Raw genomic sequence first — 15,233 nt, forward strand, 5'->3', positions numbered from 1 at the left:
GACACCAAGCCTCGCGTCGGGGCCGTCCCCGTCCCATCCTGCCGTCTCCCGGACTCGGGGTGGGGTTATCCCCCGCCCGGGCGTACGCTGCGGTCATGCGCAGGAGCACGGGGGAACGCTGGATCGCACTCGCTGCCGTGGTGGCGGCCCTCGCTCCGGCGGCCCGGGGTGCCCTGGAGGCGACGATCGTGTTCGTCCCGCAGACCTGGCTCGTCACCGGCGCGGTCCTCGGCGGCCTCGGCGCCGTGGTCGTCCTCGCGGCGGCCTGGCGGACCCGCGCTCGGGCGACGGTGACCTTCGCGCTCGCCACGCTCCTGTACGCGGTCTCGTGGCCCGTGCCCGGCATCATGGGGTCCTTCGTGGCGCTCGTCGCGGTCGTGCTCCTGCTGGCGTTCGGCGTCCGGGTGGTCCGCGGTTCGTCGGGCTACCGACGGGCCCTCGGGTGGATCGTGGCCCTCGGCGGCGGGCTGCTGGTGGTGGCGCACTTCGCGCTGAGCTGGTTCGCGCCGCTCGCGGCGGTGTCGCAGGCCGCCCTGAACGCCATCGTCCTGGCGCCCGGTGTCGTGCAGGCCGTGGCCTACGCTGCCGCGGCCGTGCTCTTCCTGCCGCCGCTCCTGCGCCCGGTGCGCGACGGCGCACGCACGCTCTGGTCGACCGCCGAGGTCCGCTGACCGGTCCTCGACACCCGCCGGGCAGCGTCGCGTACGCCGCGCGGTCCGGCGAGCGCCGGGACGTCAGGCGAGGGCTGCGGCGGTCTCCGGGGACTCCTCGGGGAGCGTCCACGCCGATTCGGTCATGCCGCCGCCGCCCCGGATCGAGCGGACGGAGCCGTCGGGCGCTCGGTCGTAGGTCACGTCCTCGTCGACCGAGCCGAAGCGCGGGCCGGAGGTCATGCGCAGGGTGTCGGCGTCGACGACCTCGAGTCGGGTGACTCCCTCGAGCGGTGCGGGCGCCGTCGGGTCGATCGCGAGCAGGCGGTCCCCGACCCGGGCGACGTCGGTGATGCCCCATGGGTTCGCGAACCGACCGGTGTACGTGTGCGGGTCGACGCCCGTCGGGATGGGCGTCCCCGGTGCCGAGGGGTCCGCGGCCGCGTCGAGCAGGGCGATCACCGCGTTCGCGATGAGGGTCGCGGGACCGGCCGCCGCGCTCGTGAGGACCGAGACGACGAGCCCGGACTCCGGGTCGAACCAGGACTGCGTGATGTGGCCGGGGAACCCGCCCGAGTGCCCGCGGACGGCCCGTCCGCCCTGGGTGTCGGTGATGAAGCCGGCACCGTAGCCGCGGGTGGCCTCGGTGTCGTCCGGGCTCCACGCCACCCGCTGGGCGAGGCGCTTCGAGTGGTCCGTCAGCAGGTCGCCCTGACCGATGACGTGCGCGGAGAAGTACCGGACCAGGTCGGACGCGGTGCCGTGGAACCCCGTCGCAGCCGCCATCGCCCGGGTGTCGACGTGTTCGAGGCGGTGCCGGGTCCGGCTGCCGTGCAGGCCCGAGTACCCGACGACGAACTCGTCCGCGCGGGTCGGGTCCCAGTCGGGGCCGGTGCCGGTCAGCCCGAGCGGCTCGACGATCGAGTTCCGGGCGAACTCGCCGTACGACTGCCCGCTCGCCGCCTGGACGACGAGCCCGAGCAGCGCGTAGCCGAGGTTCGAGTAGCCGAACGACGACCCTGCCGGCGCCTTCTGCCCACGGTCGAGCACCAGGGCGAGCAGCTCGTCCTCGTCGGGGAACGGGCGGAGCTGCGACCAGTGGTCCCCGTCGTGCCCGTCCCGGATGACGCCGGCACCCATCTCCATGAGCTCCCGGATCGTCGCGTCGGCGATCGGCGATCCGCCCTCCACCAGTGCGGGGACGTACCGACCGACCGGGTCGTCGAGCCGGATCGCCCCGCGCTCGGCGAGCTGCAGGAGTGCGGTGGCGGTGAACGTCTTCGAGTGCGAGGCGATCCGGAAGATGCTCGTCGTGGTGAGGGGTCGCCGTGCCTCGACGTCGGCCCAGCCCCACGCCTCCGAGAACAGCTCCTCACCGCGGAACCCGATCGCGACCTGCACGCCGGGCACCCGGAACTGCCAGACCTTGTACGACACCCACTCGCGGATGTACGGCAGGACGGTCTCGTACGCGGCGCGGTTCGTCATGTGCTCCACCCTGGCATGTGCCACGCTCGACCCATGCGGCACACACCCCACTTCCTCATGACCGACGTCGCCGAGGTCCGTCGGCTCATCGCCGCGAGTCCGTGGGCCACGATCGTGTCGCACACCAGCGCCGGGCTCGTCGCCTCGCACTACCCGGTGCTGCTCGACACCACGGCGGGCAACGACGACGAGATCGTCCTCGTCTCCCACCTCGGCCGCCCCGACGAGGTCGCGCACGAGCTCGGGCATCACGAGGTCCTCGTCGTCTTCCAAGGACCGCACGGCTACGTCTCCCCCGCCTGGTACCCGCCCGAGCAGTTCGTGCCGACCTGGAACCACGTCACCGCCCACTGCTGGGGCACGCCGGAGATCCTCTCGGACGACGAGAACTTCCGCGTCCTCGGCGAGCTCGTCGACCGCTTCGAGCAGCGCATGCCGGAACCGGTGTCCCTCACCGTCGACGAACCGACGGCACGGCGGATCGCGACCGGCACCGTGGGCATCCGCATCCGCGTCACCCGGTTCGACGCCCGCGCCAAGCTGTCGCAGAACAAGGCACCCGAGGTCGTCGAGCGGATCATCGCGGGCCTCCGCGGCGACGGCCCCTACGCGTCGCCGGCGCTCGCCGACGAGATGGCCAGAGCACACGCCGTGCGCGTGGCCGACCGGGAGGCGCTGGGCCCACGCCGCCGGTCCCGGGCCGACGCGCCAGCGGCGGACCGGCCGTGACGGTGGGGATGACCGAGACACTGCTCCGCACCGTCCGCCGGGTGGGCACCTCGGGCGCCCCGTCCGACGTCCGTGTCGTCGACGGGCGGGTCACCGCGATCGCCCCGGCCGGGACGCTCGAGCCGTCCGGCCCCGACGCCGACGTCGTCGAGGCGTCCGGCGCGTGGCTCGGCCCTGGGCTCGTCGACCACCACGTGCACTTCGACCAGTGGGCGCTCGTGCGCCGGCGGATCGACGTCTCCGGCTGTGACTCCGCCGAGGCGACCGCCGCCCTCCTGGCGGACGCGGCCCGGACCGGCGTGACGGACCGTGTGCTCGTCGCCCACGGCTACCGCGACGGGATGTGGCCACGCCCCGCGCGACGTGCGCTGCTCGACCAGGCCGCACCGGGCCTCCCGGTCGTCGTCATCGCCGCGGACCTGCACGCCGTCTGGTGCAACGCCCTCGCGCTCACCCACTTCGCCGCGCTCGTCGGCCGGCCGCTCGCGGCGGGCGAGGACGGTGTCCTGCGCGAACAGGACGCGTTCGACGTGACCGGCGCGTTGTCGCGTGTGCCGGACGACGTGCTCGACGGCTACGTCGCGGACGCCGTCGAGGCCGCTGCGGCGCGCGGCGTGACGCGGGTGCGCGACCTCGAGATGGTGTTCGGGATCGACCGGTGGACGCGGCGCGTGCAGGCCGGCACCGACGGCCTGCGGGTCGCCTCCGGCGTGTACCCGGGCGAGCTCGACGCAGCGATCGAGCGGAGGCTGCGGACCGGCGACGTCGTCCCGGGCACCCGGGGCCTCGTCCGGATGGGTCCGTTCAAGGTGATCACCGACGGGTCGCTCGGCACGAGGACCGCGGCGATGGCCTCGGGCGAGGGTGTGCTCGCGTACGCGTTCGAGGACCTCGTCGCCCTGGTCCGCCGCGCCGTCGACGCCGGACTCGTCCCCGCGGTGCACGCGATCGGCGACCGGGCGAACACCCTCGCGCTCGACGTGTTCGAGGCCGTCGGGGCCCGTGGCACGATCGAGCACGCGCAGCTCCTCGAGGTGGACGACGTCGAGCGGTTCGCCCGACTCGGGGTGGCGGCCTCCGTGCAGCCCGAGCACGCCATGGACGACCGGGACATCGCCGACCGCTACTGGGCTGGTTCGACCGACCGCGCGTTCCCGTTCGCCTCCCTCGACCGTGCCGGTGCGACGCTGTTGCTCGGGTCGGACGCGCCCGTCGCGCCGCTCGACCCCTGGGCGTCGATGGCCGCCGCGGTGGGGCGCGACCGTGACGGGCGCGACCCGTGGCACCCCGCCGAGCGACTCGCGGCGGTGACGGCGTGGCGCGGGTCGACCGAGGGTCGCCGGGTCGGCGTGTCCGTCGGTGACGTGGCGGACCTGGTGCTGCTCGCCGCCGATCCGCTCGCGGCGTCCTCGTCGACCGAGCTGCGCGGGATGCCCGTGCTCGGGACGGCGATCGCGGGGCGGTTCACGCACCTCGACGTGTGACCCGGGCTACTTCTGGTCCTTCGGGCACCAGTACAGCTTGCGGCCGGCCATGTCCGCCATCCGGACCTCGGTTCCGCAGACCCTGCAGGGTTCGCCCTGGCGGTGGTACACCCAGTGGCGGTCCTTCCGCGACCGTACGGCCTTGGCGTGGTCGGCCTTCGAGAGCCCGTCCATCGTGAGCATGAGGCCGTCGCGGACGCCCGCGTGCAGCAGCACCGACCAGTCCTGCCACAGTGCCTTCGCCTGCTTGACCGTCAGCGTGTTCCCCGGCTTGTACGGGTCGATTCGCTGCCGGAACAGCAGCTCGGCACGGTAGATGTTGCCGATCCCGCTCACCACCGACTGGTCCATCAGCAGCTGCCCGATCGCGACCTTCCGCTTCCGCACGTTCTCCACGAAGGTCTTCTCGGCTTCTGGGCCGTCGTCGTTGATCGGGTCCGGGCCGAGCTTGTCGAGCGCCTGCTGCACGCCGGCCGGGTCCTCGACGACGCACGCCGTCGGGCCGCGGAGGTCGGCGACGGTGTCCTCCGTGAGGATGCGGACACGCACCTGTCCGACCGGGTCCGGCGGGAACGACTCGATCGGGTCCTCCGCCTTCTCCTGCTCGGCCATCCGGTAGCGGGCCAGCCGCGGCGCGCCGATGGACGAGAGCGACTCCTCGCCGTCGCCGTCCTCGGACAGCGCCTCGGCCGAGGAGATCACGCCCGCGAAGTCCCACGCGCCGTAGAGGCCGAGGTGCACGCGGAGGAACAGGTCGCCCTCGAACTCGAGGAACATCTGCTTGCCGACCGCCCGTGCCGCGACCATCCGCGTGCCGTCGAGCTGTTCGGCCCCGGCGGCGAAGCGCCCCTGCGGACTGGAGACCTCGCAGCGCTTGCCGACGAAGTGCCGGGTGAACTGGTTGGCGATGCGGTGGACGGAGTGACCCTCGGGCATGGAGCCTGTCTACCCGGCCTACTCGTCGATCTGCTTACCGGCGATGTGCCCCGTCGTCTCGTACTCCGCCAGCTGCGCGATGCGACGGGCGTGGCGCTCCTCGCCCGAGAAGGGCTCCGCGACGAAGAGGTCGACGAAGCGCATGGCCTCGTCCTCGGTGTGCTGGCGGGCGCCGATCGAGATGACGTTCGCGTCGTTGTGCTGGCGGGCGAGCAGCGCGGTCGACTCGTTCCAGACGAGCGCGGCGCGGACGCCCTCGACCTTGTTCGCGGCGATCTGCTCGCCGTTGCCGGAGCCGCCGAACACGACGCCGAGGGCCTCGACCCCGGCACGCTGGTCCTGCACCACGGCGTGCGCGGCGTTGATGCAGAACGAGGGGTAGTCGTCGAGCGCGTCGTACTCGGTCGGACCGTGGTCCACCACCTCGTGCCCGGCCTCCGTCAGGTGCTGGGCGAGGGTCTTGTTGAACTCGAGGCCGGCGTGGTCCGTTCCGAGGTGGATGCGCATGGCCTCGATCCTATTCCCGCGCCTACCGACCCCTGACCACGACCACGACGTACCGCGTGGGCTCGTCACCGGTGTTCCGGTAGACGACGTCGGCCGGCTCGCCGAGCTCGATCCGGTCCCCCGTCCCGAGGCGGGTCACCGCGTCGCCGACGACGAGTTCGAGGGTGCCGTCGAGCACCCAGATACAGTGCCGCAGGAAGGCGTACGCGGACGCCGGGTAGGCCACTTCGCGGCCGGCCGGGAGGCGCACCTCGGTCACGTCCGCGGGGAAGTCCGCACTGGAGACGGGTCGGCGACGGTACCCGGTGTCGGGATCGGTCCAGGAGTCGGCGGTCGCGCCGCGTTGGACGCCGCGAGCGTCGTCGGGATCGGTCGCGCGGGGCACCTCGTGGTCGAGCGACTCGTCGAGCAGCTGCGAGACCGTGAGCCCGAACGCGCCGGACAGCCGCCCGAGGATCGTGGCCGTGGGACTGGACACGCCGCGTTCGACGCGGTTGATCATGGCGCGGGAGACCCCGGACTCCTCCGCGAGCTCGGTCAGGCTCCACCCCCGCTCGGTGCGCAGCCGCTGGAGTCGCTCGCCGAGGGCCCGTTCCGCGAGATCCGACTCGTCGTCTACGATGTGAGACATGGCGACAGCATATGCGACGAGCGGAGTGGGCCCGGTCTCGGTGCGGGACTGCGAGCCGCGCGACCTCGACGTCGTCCACGCGCTGCACGTCGATGCCGTCCTGCACTCCACCGCGATCTGGCAGGACGAACCGCACCCACGGGCGTACTTCGACGGCTGGCTCGCCGAGCGTCGGGCGGCCGGACTCCCGGTGCTCGTGGCCGAGGTGGAAGGGGAGGTCGCCGGGTACGTGACCTACAGCGCGTTCCGGCCGCACCAGGGGTACCGCCACACGGTCGAGCACAGCGTCTACGTCGTCCCGGCGTTCCGGGGTCGGGGCATCGCCCGGACGCTCATGGACGCACTCGTGGCGCACGCTCGGGCAGCCGGGATGCACGTCGTGATGGCGGGCATCTGCTCGTCGAACACGGGGTCGATCGCGTTGCACGAACGGCTCGGGTTCGAGACGGTCGGCGTGCTGCCCGAGGTCGGGCGGAAGTTCGACCGCTGGCTCGACCTGACGCTCATGCGCCTGCCGCTCGCCTGAACCGTCTCCGCGGGCTCGTCCGCGCTCCCGCGCTCCCGCACAACCAAAGTCAGATCGAACCAGGCGATCACGCAGTTCCGCGCGTCTTCAGTTGTGCGGCGACCGTCCACGCGGCGTGCGTGGCGGGACGGGGGCGACCCGCGCCTCCAGGCCGCCCCGCCCGTCGATCAGTCGGTGGTGTCGAAGATCGGGCCGACGGTCCTCGAGCGCTTGAGCTCGAAGAAGCCCGGGTACTTCGCGACCGCGACGACGCCGTCCCAGAGGTCGAGCGCCTCCTGGCCCTTCGGAGCCGGGGAGATGACCGGTCCGAAGAACGCCGTGCCCTCGACGGCGATCACCGGCGTCCCCACGTCCTGACCGACGCGGTCGATGCCGTCCTGGTGGCTCGCGCGGACGGCCTGGTCGACCTCGTCCGTCCAGGCGTGGTCCAGCAGGTCCGCGTCGAGGTCGAGCTCCGCGAGCACGGCGGGGACGACCTGCTCGGGGTCGCTCTCCTGGCGGTGGTGGATGTGCTCCCCGAGGGCGTCGTAGAGCGGCTTCACGACCTGGTCCCCGTGCCGGAGCCGCGCGGCGGTGACGATGCGCGGGTAGACCTGCCCCTTCGTGAGGCGCTCGCGGTAGTCCTCCGGGACGTCCTGGTGCTCGTTCAGCACGAACAGGCTCATCACGTGCCAGGTGACGTCGATCGGGCGCTGCCGCTCGACCTCGCCCACCCACCGGCTCGTCATCCAGGCCCACGGGCAGTTCGGGTCGAACCAGAAGTCCACGGCGGTTCGTTCGGCGGTGTTGTCCACAGTCGTGTCGGTCACGGATGCGAGCGTACGCGCGCTCGCTAGGCTGGAGTCGACCGTCCCGCCGGTGCACGACGCCGCGCCGGGACCCCTCGCACGCGGACAACGACCGTCCGCGTCCACAGTGGAAGTTGGAGCGTCCGTGCCCGGAGAGAACCTCACCCGAATCGAAGCCCAGGAACGCGCGAACGTCGTCGACGTGCAGTCGTACGACGTCGAGCTCGACCTCACCCGCGGCGCCGAGACCTTCGGCAGCACCACGCGCGTGCGGTTCACCGCGACCGCCGGGGCCTCGACCTTCATCGACGCGATCACGAAGACCGTGCACTCCGTCACCCTGAACGGCACCGCGCTCGACGTCGCCGCGGTGAACGACGGCGTCCGCATCCAGCTCGACGGGCTGCAGGAGCAGAACGAGCTCGTCGTCGTCGCCGACGCGCTGTACACGAACACGGGCGAGGGCCTGCACCGCTTCGTGGACCCCGTCGACGACGAGGTGTACCTGTACTCCCAGTTCGAGGTCCCGGACTCGCGGCGCATGTTCGCCGTGTTCGAGCAGCCCGACCTCAAGGCCGAGTTCTCCTTCACCGTCACGGCACCCGCCCGCTGGCAGGTCGTGTCGAACTCCCCCACGCCCGAGCCGCACGTCGACGGCGACGTCGCGACGTGGTCGTTCGCCCCGACCGCGACGATCTCGAGCTACATCACCGCGCTGGTCGCCGGCCCGTACGAGGTCGTGCGGGACGAGCTGACCAGCCGTGACGGCCGGACGATCCCCCTCGGCGTCTTCGCGCGCAAGTCGCTCGCCGAGTACCTCGACCCCGAGTACGTGTTCGACATCACCAAGAAGGGCTTCGCCTACTACGAGGAGAAGTTCGACGTCCCGTACCCGTTCGAGAAGTACGACCAGCTCTTCGTGCCGGAGTTCAACGCCGGCGCCATGGAGAACGCGGGCGCGGTGACCTTCACCGAGACCTACGTGTTCCGCTCCAAGGTCACCGACGCCATCAAGGAGCGCCGGGTCGTCACGATCCTGCACGAGCTCGCGCACATGTGGTTCGGCGACCTCGTCACGATGAAGTGGTGGAACGACCTGTGGCTCAACGAGTCCTTCGCCGAGTGGGCCTCCACCATCGCGACGGCCGAGGCCACCGAGTGGACCGAGGCGTGGACGACGTTCCAGGCCATGGAGAAGTCGTGGGCGTACCGGCAGGACCAGCTGCCCTCGACGCACCCGATCGTCGCGACGATCAACGACCTCGAGGACGTGCAGGTCAACTTCGACGGCATCACCTACGCGAAGGGCGGCTCGGTCCTCAAGCAGCTCGTCGCGTGGGTCGGCATCGACGCCTTCTTCGCCGGGGTCTCGGCGTACTTCAAGAAGCACCACCACGCGAACACCGAGCTGCGTGACCTGCTCGTCGAGCTCGAGGCCACCAGCGGCCGCGACCTCTCGGACTGGTCGGCGCTGTGGCTCGAGACCGCGGGCGTGAACACGCTCCGCCCGGAGTTCGACGTCGACGCGGACGGCACCATCACGTCGTTCGCGGTCCTGCAGGAGGCTCCCTCCGAGTACCCGACGCTCCGCCCGCACCGCCTGGCGATCGGCGTCTACGCGGCGGCCGAGGGCGGCAAGCTCGAGCGCACCCACCGCGTCGAGATCGACGTCGACGGCGCCCGCACGGACGTCCCGGAGCTCGTGGGCGTCCACCGCGGTGACCTCGTGCTGCTCAACGACGACGACCTCGCCTACGCGAAGATCCGCCTCGACGAGCAGTCCCGCCAGACAGCGATCGCGCACCTCGCCGACATCGCGAACCCGCTCGCGCGCTCGATCGTCTGGGGTGCCATCTGGGACGCCACGCGCGACGCCGAGGCCCCCGCGAGCGACTACGTGCGCCTCGTCCTCGGCAACATCGCGAGCGAGACCGAGTCGACGACGATCCGCACGACGCTGTCGCAGCTGCTGCTCACCGCCCGCAACTACGTCGCACCGGCGAAGTCCGAGGCGACGATCCGGCAGGTCGGCGACACGCTGTGGACCCTCGCGACCGAGGCCGAGGCCGGCTCGGACGCACAGTTCCAGTTCGTGAAGTTCTTCGCGCAGATCCCGTCGACCCCCGAGCACGTCGCGACCCTCCGTGGGCTGCGTGACGGTTCGGTCGCGCTCGACGGGCTCGAGGTCGACACCGACCTCCGCTGGGAGCTGCTGGAGGGCCTCGTGCTCGCCGGTGCTGCCGACGGGTCGGACGTCGACACCGAGCTCGCGGCGGACAAGACCGCGTCCGGCGAGCAGGCCGCTGCCCGCGCCCGCGCGTCGATCCCGACGGCCGAGGGCAAGCTCGCGGCGTTCTCGTCGCTCGTCGACTCGGACGCGCTGCCGAACGCGATCGTCCGCCAGACCTCGGTCGGGTACCAGCACGTCAACAGCTCGGTCGTGCTCGAGGGCCTCGTGCCGAAGTACTTCGACGTCCTCACCCGCATCTGGGCCGAGCGCAGCTACCACATGGCCGACACGATCGTCACCGGGCTCTACCCGGCGCCGCTCGCCTCGGTCGAGCTGCGGGACGCCGCTCGGGCCTGGCTCGACGCGAACCCGGAGACGCCGGCACTGCGCCGCATCGTGACCGAGAACCTCGCGGGCACCGAGCGGGCGCTCCGGGTCCAGGCGGCGGACGCCTGAGCCACCGGCACTGACCGCTGACCGGGCTGGGCGGGGTCTCGGTGTTCCTCACGGGACGCCAAGGCCCCGCCCTCTAGCATCGGTCGGATCATGCTCCTCGCCGCAACCACCAACGCAGCCGTGAACTCAGCCCTCGACGACTTCTGGACCGCCTGGGGCAAGCCGATCACGATCGTCATCGTGGTCCTCGCCGCGATCATCGTGCGCCTGATCCTCCGACGGATGGTCAAGACCGTCGTCAACCGCGTCGTGCTCGGCGTCAAGAAGCGCCAGGGCACGAACGACACGCAGGCGCTCGTGAACTCCCCCGTCCAAGCCGCCCGGGTGGTCCAGCGCACACGGACGCTCGGCAGCGTGCTCGAGAACCTCGCAACGGTGATCGTCGCCGTGATCGCACTCGCCATCATCATCTCGACGGTGTTCCCCACGGCCGCCATCGGCCTGGTCGGTGGCGCCTCCGTCGTGGCCGCGGGTCTCGCGGTGGGCGCGCAGAGCATCGTCCGGGACATCCTCTCCGGCATCTTCATGATCCTCGAGGACCAGGCGGGCGTCGGCGACGTCGTCGACACCGGGCAGGCCACCGGCGTCGTCGAGAACGTCGGGCTGCGCGTGATGCAGATCCGCGACGTGAACGGCATCCTGTGGTTCGTGCCGAACGGCCAGATCCTCCGCGTCGGCAACCTCTCGCAGGGGTGGTCGCGCGTCCTCGTGGACATCACCGTCCCGTACGACACCGACATCGACGCCGTGCAGGACGCCCTCCTCAAGGCAGCGGTGACGATGTCGCAGGAGCCCCGCTGGCGTCAGCGCATCGTCGAGAAGCCGGAGATCTGGGGCCTGCAGTCGATCACCGACGCCGGCATGGTGTTCCGTCTGGTCGTCAAGACCCGCGCGTCCGAACTCGACGCCGTCGGCCGCGAGCTCCGCATCCGGCTGAAGCGCTCGGTCGACGAGCTCGGGGTGACCCTGCCCGCGATGGCGATGATCATGCCCGCCGGCTGGGAGAACGCGACCTCGATCAACGGCCTCCGCACCGTCCGGACCCAGCCGACCCCCGCCCCGACGAAGTCACGGAAGCCGAAGCGCAACCTGCTCGGTCAGGCCATCCGCACCGACGACGACACGACCGACCAGAAGTGAGCCGCACCGCATGACCGACGACGTCGCCCCGACCGGCACGCCCCGCCCCGGTGGCGCACCCGCGCAGCCGATCACCCTCCGCGTCGGCGAGCACGGCGTCTCAGCGACCGGCTCGCTGTACGACCGCATCGGCGGCGCGCCGACCTTCGACCGGCTCGTCCGGCGGTTCTACGAGGGCGTGCAGCAGGACGACGTCATCTGGCCGATGTACCCGGCCGACGACCTCGAGGGCGCGATCTGGCGACTGTCGGCCTTCCTGCAGCAGTACTGGGGCGGTCCGGGGACGTACAGCGAGGAGCGCGGTCATCCGCGCCTCCGCATGCGGCACAACCCCTTCCGCATCACGCCGGAGGCCCGCGAGCGCTGGCTCCACCACATGCACGAGGCGGTCGAGTCGCTGGGGCTCGCGCCCCTCGACGAGGCCGAGCTCTGGGGCTACCTCGACCGCGCCGCGCACGCGATGACGAACACGTTCGACTGACGTCCGTCGGACGGTCACCAGACACCGGACGGGAGGCGCGGGGCGGCGACGACCCGTGCCTCCCGTCCGGTGCGTGGCCGGGACGACGCCGGGGGCGACGTCAGCGCACGTACGACCCGTCGGTCATGTCCTCGACGAGCGAGGGGCGCGTCGGGTTCCACCCGAACGCGGCGCGCGCGTGCGCGCCGGACGCCTCCTGGTGGAGCAGCAGCGCGTCCGCGAAGGCGTCACCGAGGCGGCTGCGCGACTCGTCCACGCTCTCCGCGACCACCGGCGACCCGTGCGCTCCGGCGTCGGCGATCTCGCGCAGCGTCGGGTTGTCCCCGGTCGCGGCGACGACGTAGCCGTCCTGCTCGGCGCGGTGGAACGCCAGCACGTAGAGCTCGCCGAGGTCGTCGATGTGCACCGTCGTCCACCGCTGCGAGCCGTCGCCGACGAGTCGGACCTCGTGCTCGCCGTCGCCGACGAACATCGCCGGGATGCCGGCGCCGCGGCCGTAGACGATGCCCGGGGCGACGATGGTCGTGTGCGCCGAGCTCGATCGGACGGCGGCCTCGTTCGCGACGCGCCAGGCGGTCAGCGCGGGCGGGTCGATCGGCGACTGCTCGGAGATGTCCGTCGAGTTGCCGAAGGTGAAGATCCCGCCGGTGTGCACGAACGGCTTCGGGGTGCCCTCGAACGCGCGGAGGACCGTTGCGGTGAACCCGGGGTCGACGTCCTCGGCCGAGGCGGTGTGGACGACGCCGTCGGTCTCGTGCGCGAGTCGCTCGACGACGTCGGTGTCCGTGACGTCCCCGATGACCGCGTGGCCGCCGGCGTCACGGACCCGCTGGGCCTTCTCGTCGGAGCGGACGATGGCGGTGACCTCGTGCCCGTGGGCGACGAGGGCACGGAGGACGGAGGAGCCGATGTAGCCGGAGGCACCGGTGAGGAAGACGTGCATGCCTCCAGCCAACCACGCCGTTCCCGGTGCGCGCTGGCGGTCGCGCTGGTCGTCGTGCTCGTGGTCACGCTGGTCGCCGCCGGCGCGGATGCGTGGTCTGTCAGGAGCTGAGGGACCAGGCCCGGCGCTTCACGAGCACGTGCCCTCGGGACGTGGTGAGACGGCTCCACGGGCCGGTCTCGAACACCCGGACGGGGTCGTGGCCGAGGAACCCGAGGCTCTCCCCCGCGAACCCGGCGCCCGCCGGCAGGTGCTCGATCATCGGGATGGGCCGGCCCCAGACCTCGGAGCGGACCCGGCGGACGATCGCGTCCCCGGCGTTCGACGGGACGGCCTCGGCGACCTCGGCGATGCCGGCCTTCGCGGCGCGCTTGAGGAGTTCCGACGAGACGTCGGGCAGCGGGACCCATCCACCGCGCGGTGGGGAGATCGCGGCCCAGGTGACGGTGTGGACCTCGAGCGGCAGTTCGACCTCGATGGGGGTCGCTCGAGTCGGGTCGGCACCCTCGGCGTGCTCGGCGTCCTGCGCCTCGGCGAGCAGCCGGAGACGCTCCTGCAGCGAGGCGAGCGGCACCACCGCGTCGATCGTGGCGGGTTCGGCGAGCGAGAACGTGCGGAGCCCGAGGACGGTCGGCAGTTCGTCGAGCAGCCCCACCGGGTAGAGGATCGCCGTGTAGACCGCCAGGACGCCGGAGTCGGCGATGAGCCGGACCGAGCCGTCCTCGACCCGGGCGGCGCGTCCGAGGTAGGTGCGGAGGTCACCGAGCGAGGCGACGTCGGGGAGGGTGAAGGTGGTGCCCATGTCCTGTGGATCCTACCGGGGCACTCGCTTCGTAGGATGTGCCCGTGAGCGAACCGGACTTCCTGCGGACCCTGCGGCTCGACGACACCGGCGCGAGCACGGGTGAGACGATCCTGACCGGGGCCAGCCACTGGTCACCGAACGGCCGCGTCTTCGGTGGGCAGGTGCTCGCGCAGTGCATCGTCGCGGCACAGGCGACCATCGAGGACCGCGACATCCACTCGATGCACGGGTACTTCCTCCGACCCGGTGACACCGAGCTCCCGATCACGTTCGGCGTCGAGCGGATCCACGACGGCCGGTCGTTCGCGACCCGGCGGGTGCAGGCGTACCAGCGCGGCGTGCCGATCTTCTCGATGATCGCCTCGTTCCAGCGGCCCGACGACGGTGTCGAGCACCAGGACCCGTTCCCGGTCGACACCCCGGCTCCGGAGGACCTGCCGTCGGCGGCCTCGATCCTGAGCGCGATCGACCACCCCGTCGCCCGAGCCTGGGCCGAGCGCTCGATCGACCTCCGGCACGTCGAGGGTCCGGTGTTCGTCGACGTGCAGGGCGAGCGTCTCCCCCACCAGGCCGTGTGGTTCCGGGTGGACGGCGACCTGCCGGAGGATCCGGCACTGCACCGCGCCGTCCTCGGGTACGCGAGCGACCTCTCGATCCTCGAGCCCGTGATGCGTCGGCACGGGGTGGCCTGGGGCACGCCCGGAGTGAAGAGCGCGAGCCTCGACCACGCGATGTGGTGGCACCGGGACGGCCGCGCCGACGACTGGATCCTCTACACGCAGGAGTCCCCGAGCGCGCAGGGCGGTCGGGGACTCGCGTTCGGCCGGATGTTCTCGCGCGACGGTCGGCTGCTGGCGAGCGTCGCGCAGGAGGGGATGATGCGCGTCCCGCGCTGACACTGGACGACAGGCCGGTCCGGGCCGGACGGGGCCGGGCAGGGCCGGACCGGGCCGGTGTCGGTCGCCGGTGCGGGTCAGGGTCGGGAGAACCGCACCGGGTCCTGGATGTATGGCTCGCAGGCCGCACGCTCGGCCTCGGTCAGGCGCCGCGGCCGGTTCGTCTCGGCGTCGACCATCACGAGGGCCGTCGTCGCACGGGTGTAGAGCTCGGCGGGCTCGTGACCGACCGGGGTCCACACCTCGTACGACACGTCGATGCTCGCGCCACCGATCCGGCCGATCCACATCCGGATGTCGAGCGGCTGGCGGAGGTACGGGATCGACGCGAGGTACTCGAGCCGCTGCGCCGCGATCACGGTCATCGTGCCCGAGCCCGGTCGGCCGTCGATGATCGGCTCGGGGATCGAGCCGTCCGCACCGACCTCGTCCGGGTCGGCACCCCAGAACCCCACGATGCGCGCCTCCTCGAGGAGACGCAGCATCGCGGAGTTGTTGACGTGCCCGTACGCGTCGATGTCGCTCCACCGCATGCGGATCGGA

Annotated in this window: 16 protein-coding genes; 8 read left to right on the top strand and 8 right to left on the bottom strand. The window is 71.9% G+C overall.

Annotation, left to right across the window (positions count from 1 at the left end; translation table 11 throughout):
- Window positions 1-95 precede the first annotated feature (95 nt).
- Window positions 96-671: a hypothetical protein gene (locus tag ACIPYW_RS00750; RefSeq protein ID WP_400409918.1), complete on the top strand. Its 576-nt coding sequence runs from the start codon at window positions 96-98 to the stop codon at window positions 669-671.
- Window positions 672-734: 63 nt separating this feature from the next.
- Here the strand turns inward: ACIPYW_RS00750 and ACIPYW_RS00755 are convergent, their stop codons facing one another.
- Window positions 735-2,138, bottom strand: a complete 1,404-nt coding sequence (locus ACIPYW_RS00755; RefSeq protein ID WP_400409920.1) for a serine hydrolase — start codon at window positions 2,136-2,138, stop codon at window positions 735-737.
- A 33-nt stretch (window positions 2,139-2,171) separates the two neighbouring features.
- On the opposite strand from ACIPYW_RS00755, the gene ACIPYW_RS00760 reads away from it, so the two are divergent.
- Window positions 2,172-2,867 (top strand): FMN-binding negative transcriptional regulator, encoded by a 696-nt coding sequence (locus tag ACIPYW_RS00760; protein ID WP_400409922.1) that lies wholly within the window; start codon window positions 2,172-2,174, stop codon window positions 2,865-2,867.
- Between the two features lie 8 nt (window positions 2,868-2,875).
- Window positions 2,876-4,351: an amidohydrolase gene (locus ACIPYW_RS00765; RefSeq protein WP_400409924.1), complete on the top strand. Its 1,476-nt coding sequence runs from the start codon at window positions 2,876-2,878 to the stop codon at window positions 4,349-4,351.
- A gap of 6 nt (window positions 4,352-4,357) precedes the next feature.
- Here ACIPYW_RS00765 and ACIPYW_RS00770 read toward each other — a convergent pair whose 3' ends face one another.
- The 3 genes from ACIPYW_RS00770 to ACIPYW_RS00780 are packed head-to-tail and all read right to left on the bottom strand — an operon-like array spanning window position 4,358 to window position 6,425.
- On the bottom strand, window positions 4,358-5,287 hold the full coding sequence (locus tag ACIPYW_RS00770) for an Fpg/Nei family DNA glycosylase (protein ID WP_400409925.1): 930 nt from the start codon (window positions 5,285-5,287) through the stop codon (window positions 4,358-4,360).
- Window positions 5,288-5,305: 18 nt separating this feature from the next.
- On the bottom strand, window positions 5,306-5,794 hold the full coding sequence (locus ACIPYW_RS00775; RefSeq protein ID WP_290132398.1) for a ribose-5-phosphate isomerase: 489 nt from the start codon (window positions 5,792-5,794) through the stop codon (window positions 5,306-5,308).
- Window positions 5,795-5,816: 22 nt separating this feature from the next.
- The gene (locus ACIPYW_RS00780; RefSeq protein WP_400409927.1) at window positions 5,817-6,425 is read right to left on the bottom strand and encodes a helix-turn-helix domain-containing protein; all 609 of its coding nucleotides are present in this window, start codon (window positions 6,423-6,425) and stop codon (window positions 5,817-5,819) included.
- Between ACIPYW_RS00780 and ACIPYW_RS00785 the strand changes: the two genes are divergently transcribed.
- A complete protein-coding gene (locus ACIPYW_RS00785) occupies window positions 6,424-6,951 on the top strand; it encodes a GNAT family N-acetyltransferase (RefSeq protein ID WP_400409929.1) in 528 nt (175 codons plus the stop codon). The genes ACIPYW_RS00780 and ACIPYW_RS00785 overlap by 2 nt on opposite strands.
- A 167-nt stretch (window positions 6,952-7,118) precedes the next feature.
- On the opposite strand, the gene ACIPYW_RS00790 is transcribed toward ACIPYW_RS00785, so the two are convergent.
- Entirely contained in the window at window positions 7,119-7,760 is a 642-nt protein-coding gene (locus ACIPYW_RS00790) for a DsbA family protein (RefSeq protein ID WP_400409931.1), read from the bottom strand.
- 124 nt (window positions 7,761-7,884) lie between these two features.
- Here ACIPYW_RS00790 and pepN point away from each other — a divergent pair, with 124 nt between their 5' ends.
- The 3 genes from pepN to ACIPYW_RS00805 all read left to right on the top strand — a co-directional run bounded on the left by pepN (window position 7,885) and on the right by ACIPYW_RS00805 (window position 12,046).
- Window positions 7,885-10,425, top strand: a complete 2,541-nt coding sequence (pepN, locus tag ACIPYW_RS00795) for an aminopeptidase N (protein ID WP_400409932.1) — start codon at window positions 7,885-7,887, stop codon at window positions 10,423-10,425.
- A 90-nt stretch (window positions 10,426-10,515) separates the two neighbouring features.
- Window positions 10,516-11,565: a mechanosensitive ion channel family protein gene (locus tag ACIPYW_RS00800; RefSeq protein WP_400409935.1), complete on the top strand. Its 1,050-nt coding sequence runs from the start codon at window positions 10,516-10,518 to the stop codon at window positions 11,563-11,565.
- Between the two features lie 10 nt (window positions 11,566-11,575).
- Window positions 11,576-12,046 (top strand): globin, encoded by a 471-nt coding sequence (locus tag ACIPYW_RS00805; RefSeq protein WP_400409937.1) that lies wholly within the window; start codon window positions 11,576-11,578, stop codon window positions 12,044-12,046.
- Window positions 12,047-12,146: 100 nt separating this feature from the next.
- On the opposite strand, the gene ACIPYW_RS00810 is transcribed toward ACIPYW_RS00805, so the two are convergent.
- Together ACIPYW_RS00810 and ACIPYW_RS00815 are read right to left on the bottom strand one after the other, a co-directional pair.
- Entirely contained in the window at window positions 12,147-12,989 is an 843-nt protein-coding gene (locus ACIPYW_RS00810; protein WP_400409938.1) for an NAD(P)H-binding protein, read from the bottom strand.
- Between the two features lie 100 nt (window positions 12,990-13,089).
- A complete protein-coding gene (locus ACIPYW_RS00815; protein WP_400409940.1) occupies window positions 13,090-13,791 on the bottom strand; it encodes a hypothetical protein in 702 nt (233 codons plus the stop codon).
- Window positions 13,792-13,835: 44 nt separating this feature from the next.
- Here ACIPYW_RS00815 and ACIPYW_RS00820 point away from each other — a divergent pair, with 44 nt between their 5' ends.
- The gene (locus ACIPYW_RS00820) at window positions 13,836-14,690 is read left to right on the top strand and encodes an acyl-CoA thioesterase (protein WP_400409943.1); all 855 of its coding nucleotides are present in this window, start codon (window positions 13,836-13,838) and stop codon (window positions 14,688-14,690) included.
- Between the two features lie 77 nt (window positions 14,691-14,767).
- Here ACIPYW_RS00820 and ACIPYW_RS00825 read toward each other — a convergent pair whose 3' ends face one another.
- On the bottom strand, window positions 14,768-15,223 hold the full coding sequence (locus ACIPYW_RS00825) for an acyl-CoA thioesterase (protein ID WP_400409945.1): 456 nt from the start codon (window positions 15,221-15,223) through the stop codon (window positions 14,768-14,770).
- Window positions 15,224-15,233: the final 10 nt, after the last annotated feature.

The organism is Curtobacterium sp. NPDC089689, assembly GCF_044749145.1.
Lineage (GTDB): Bacteria > Actinomycetota > Actinomycetes > Actinomycetales > Microbacteriaceae > Curtobacterium.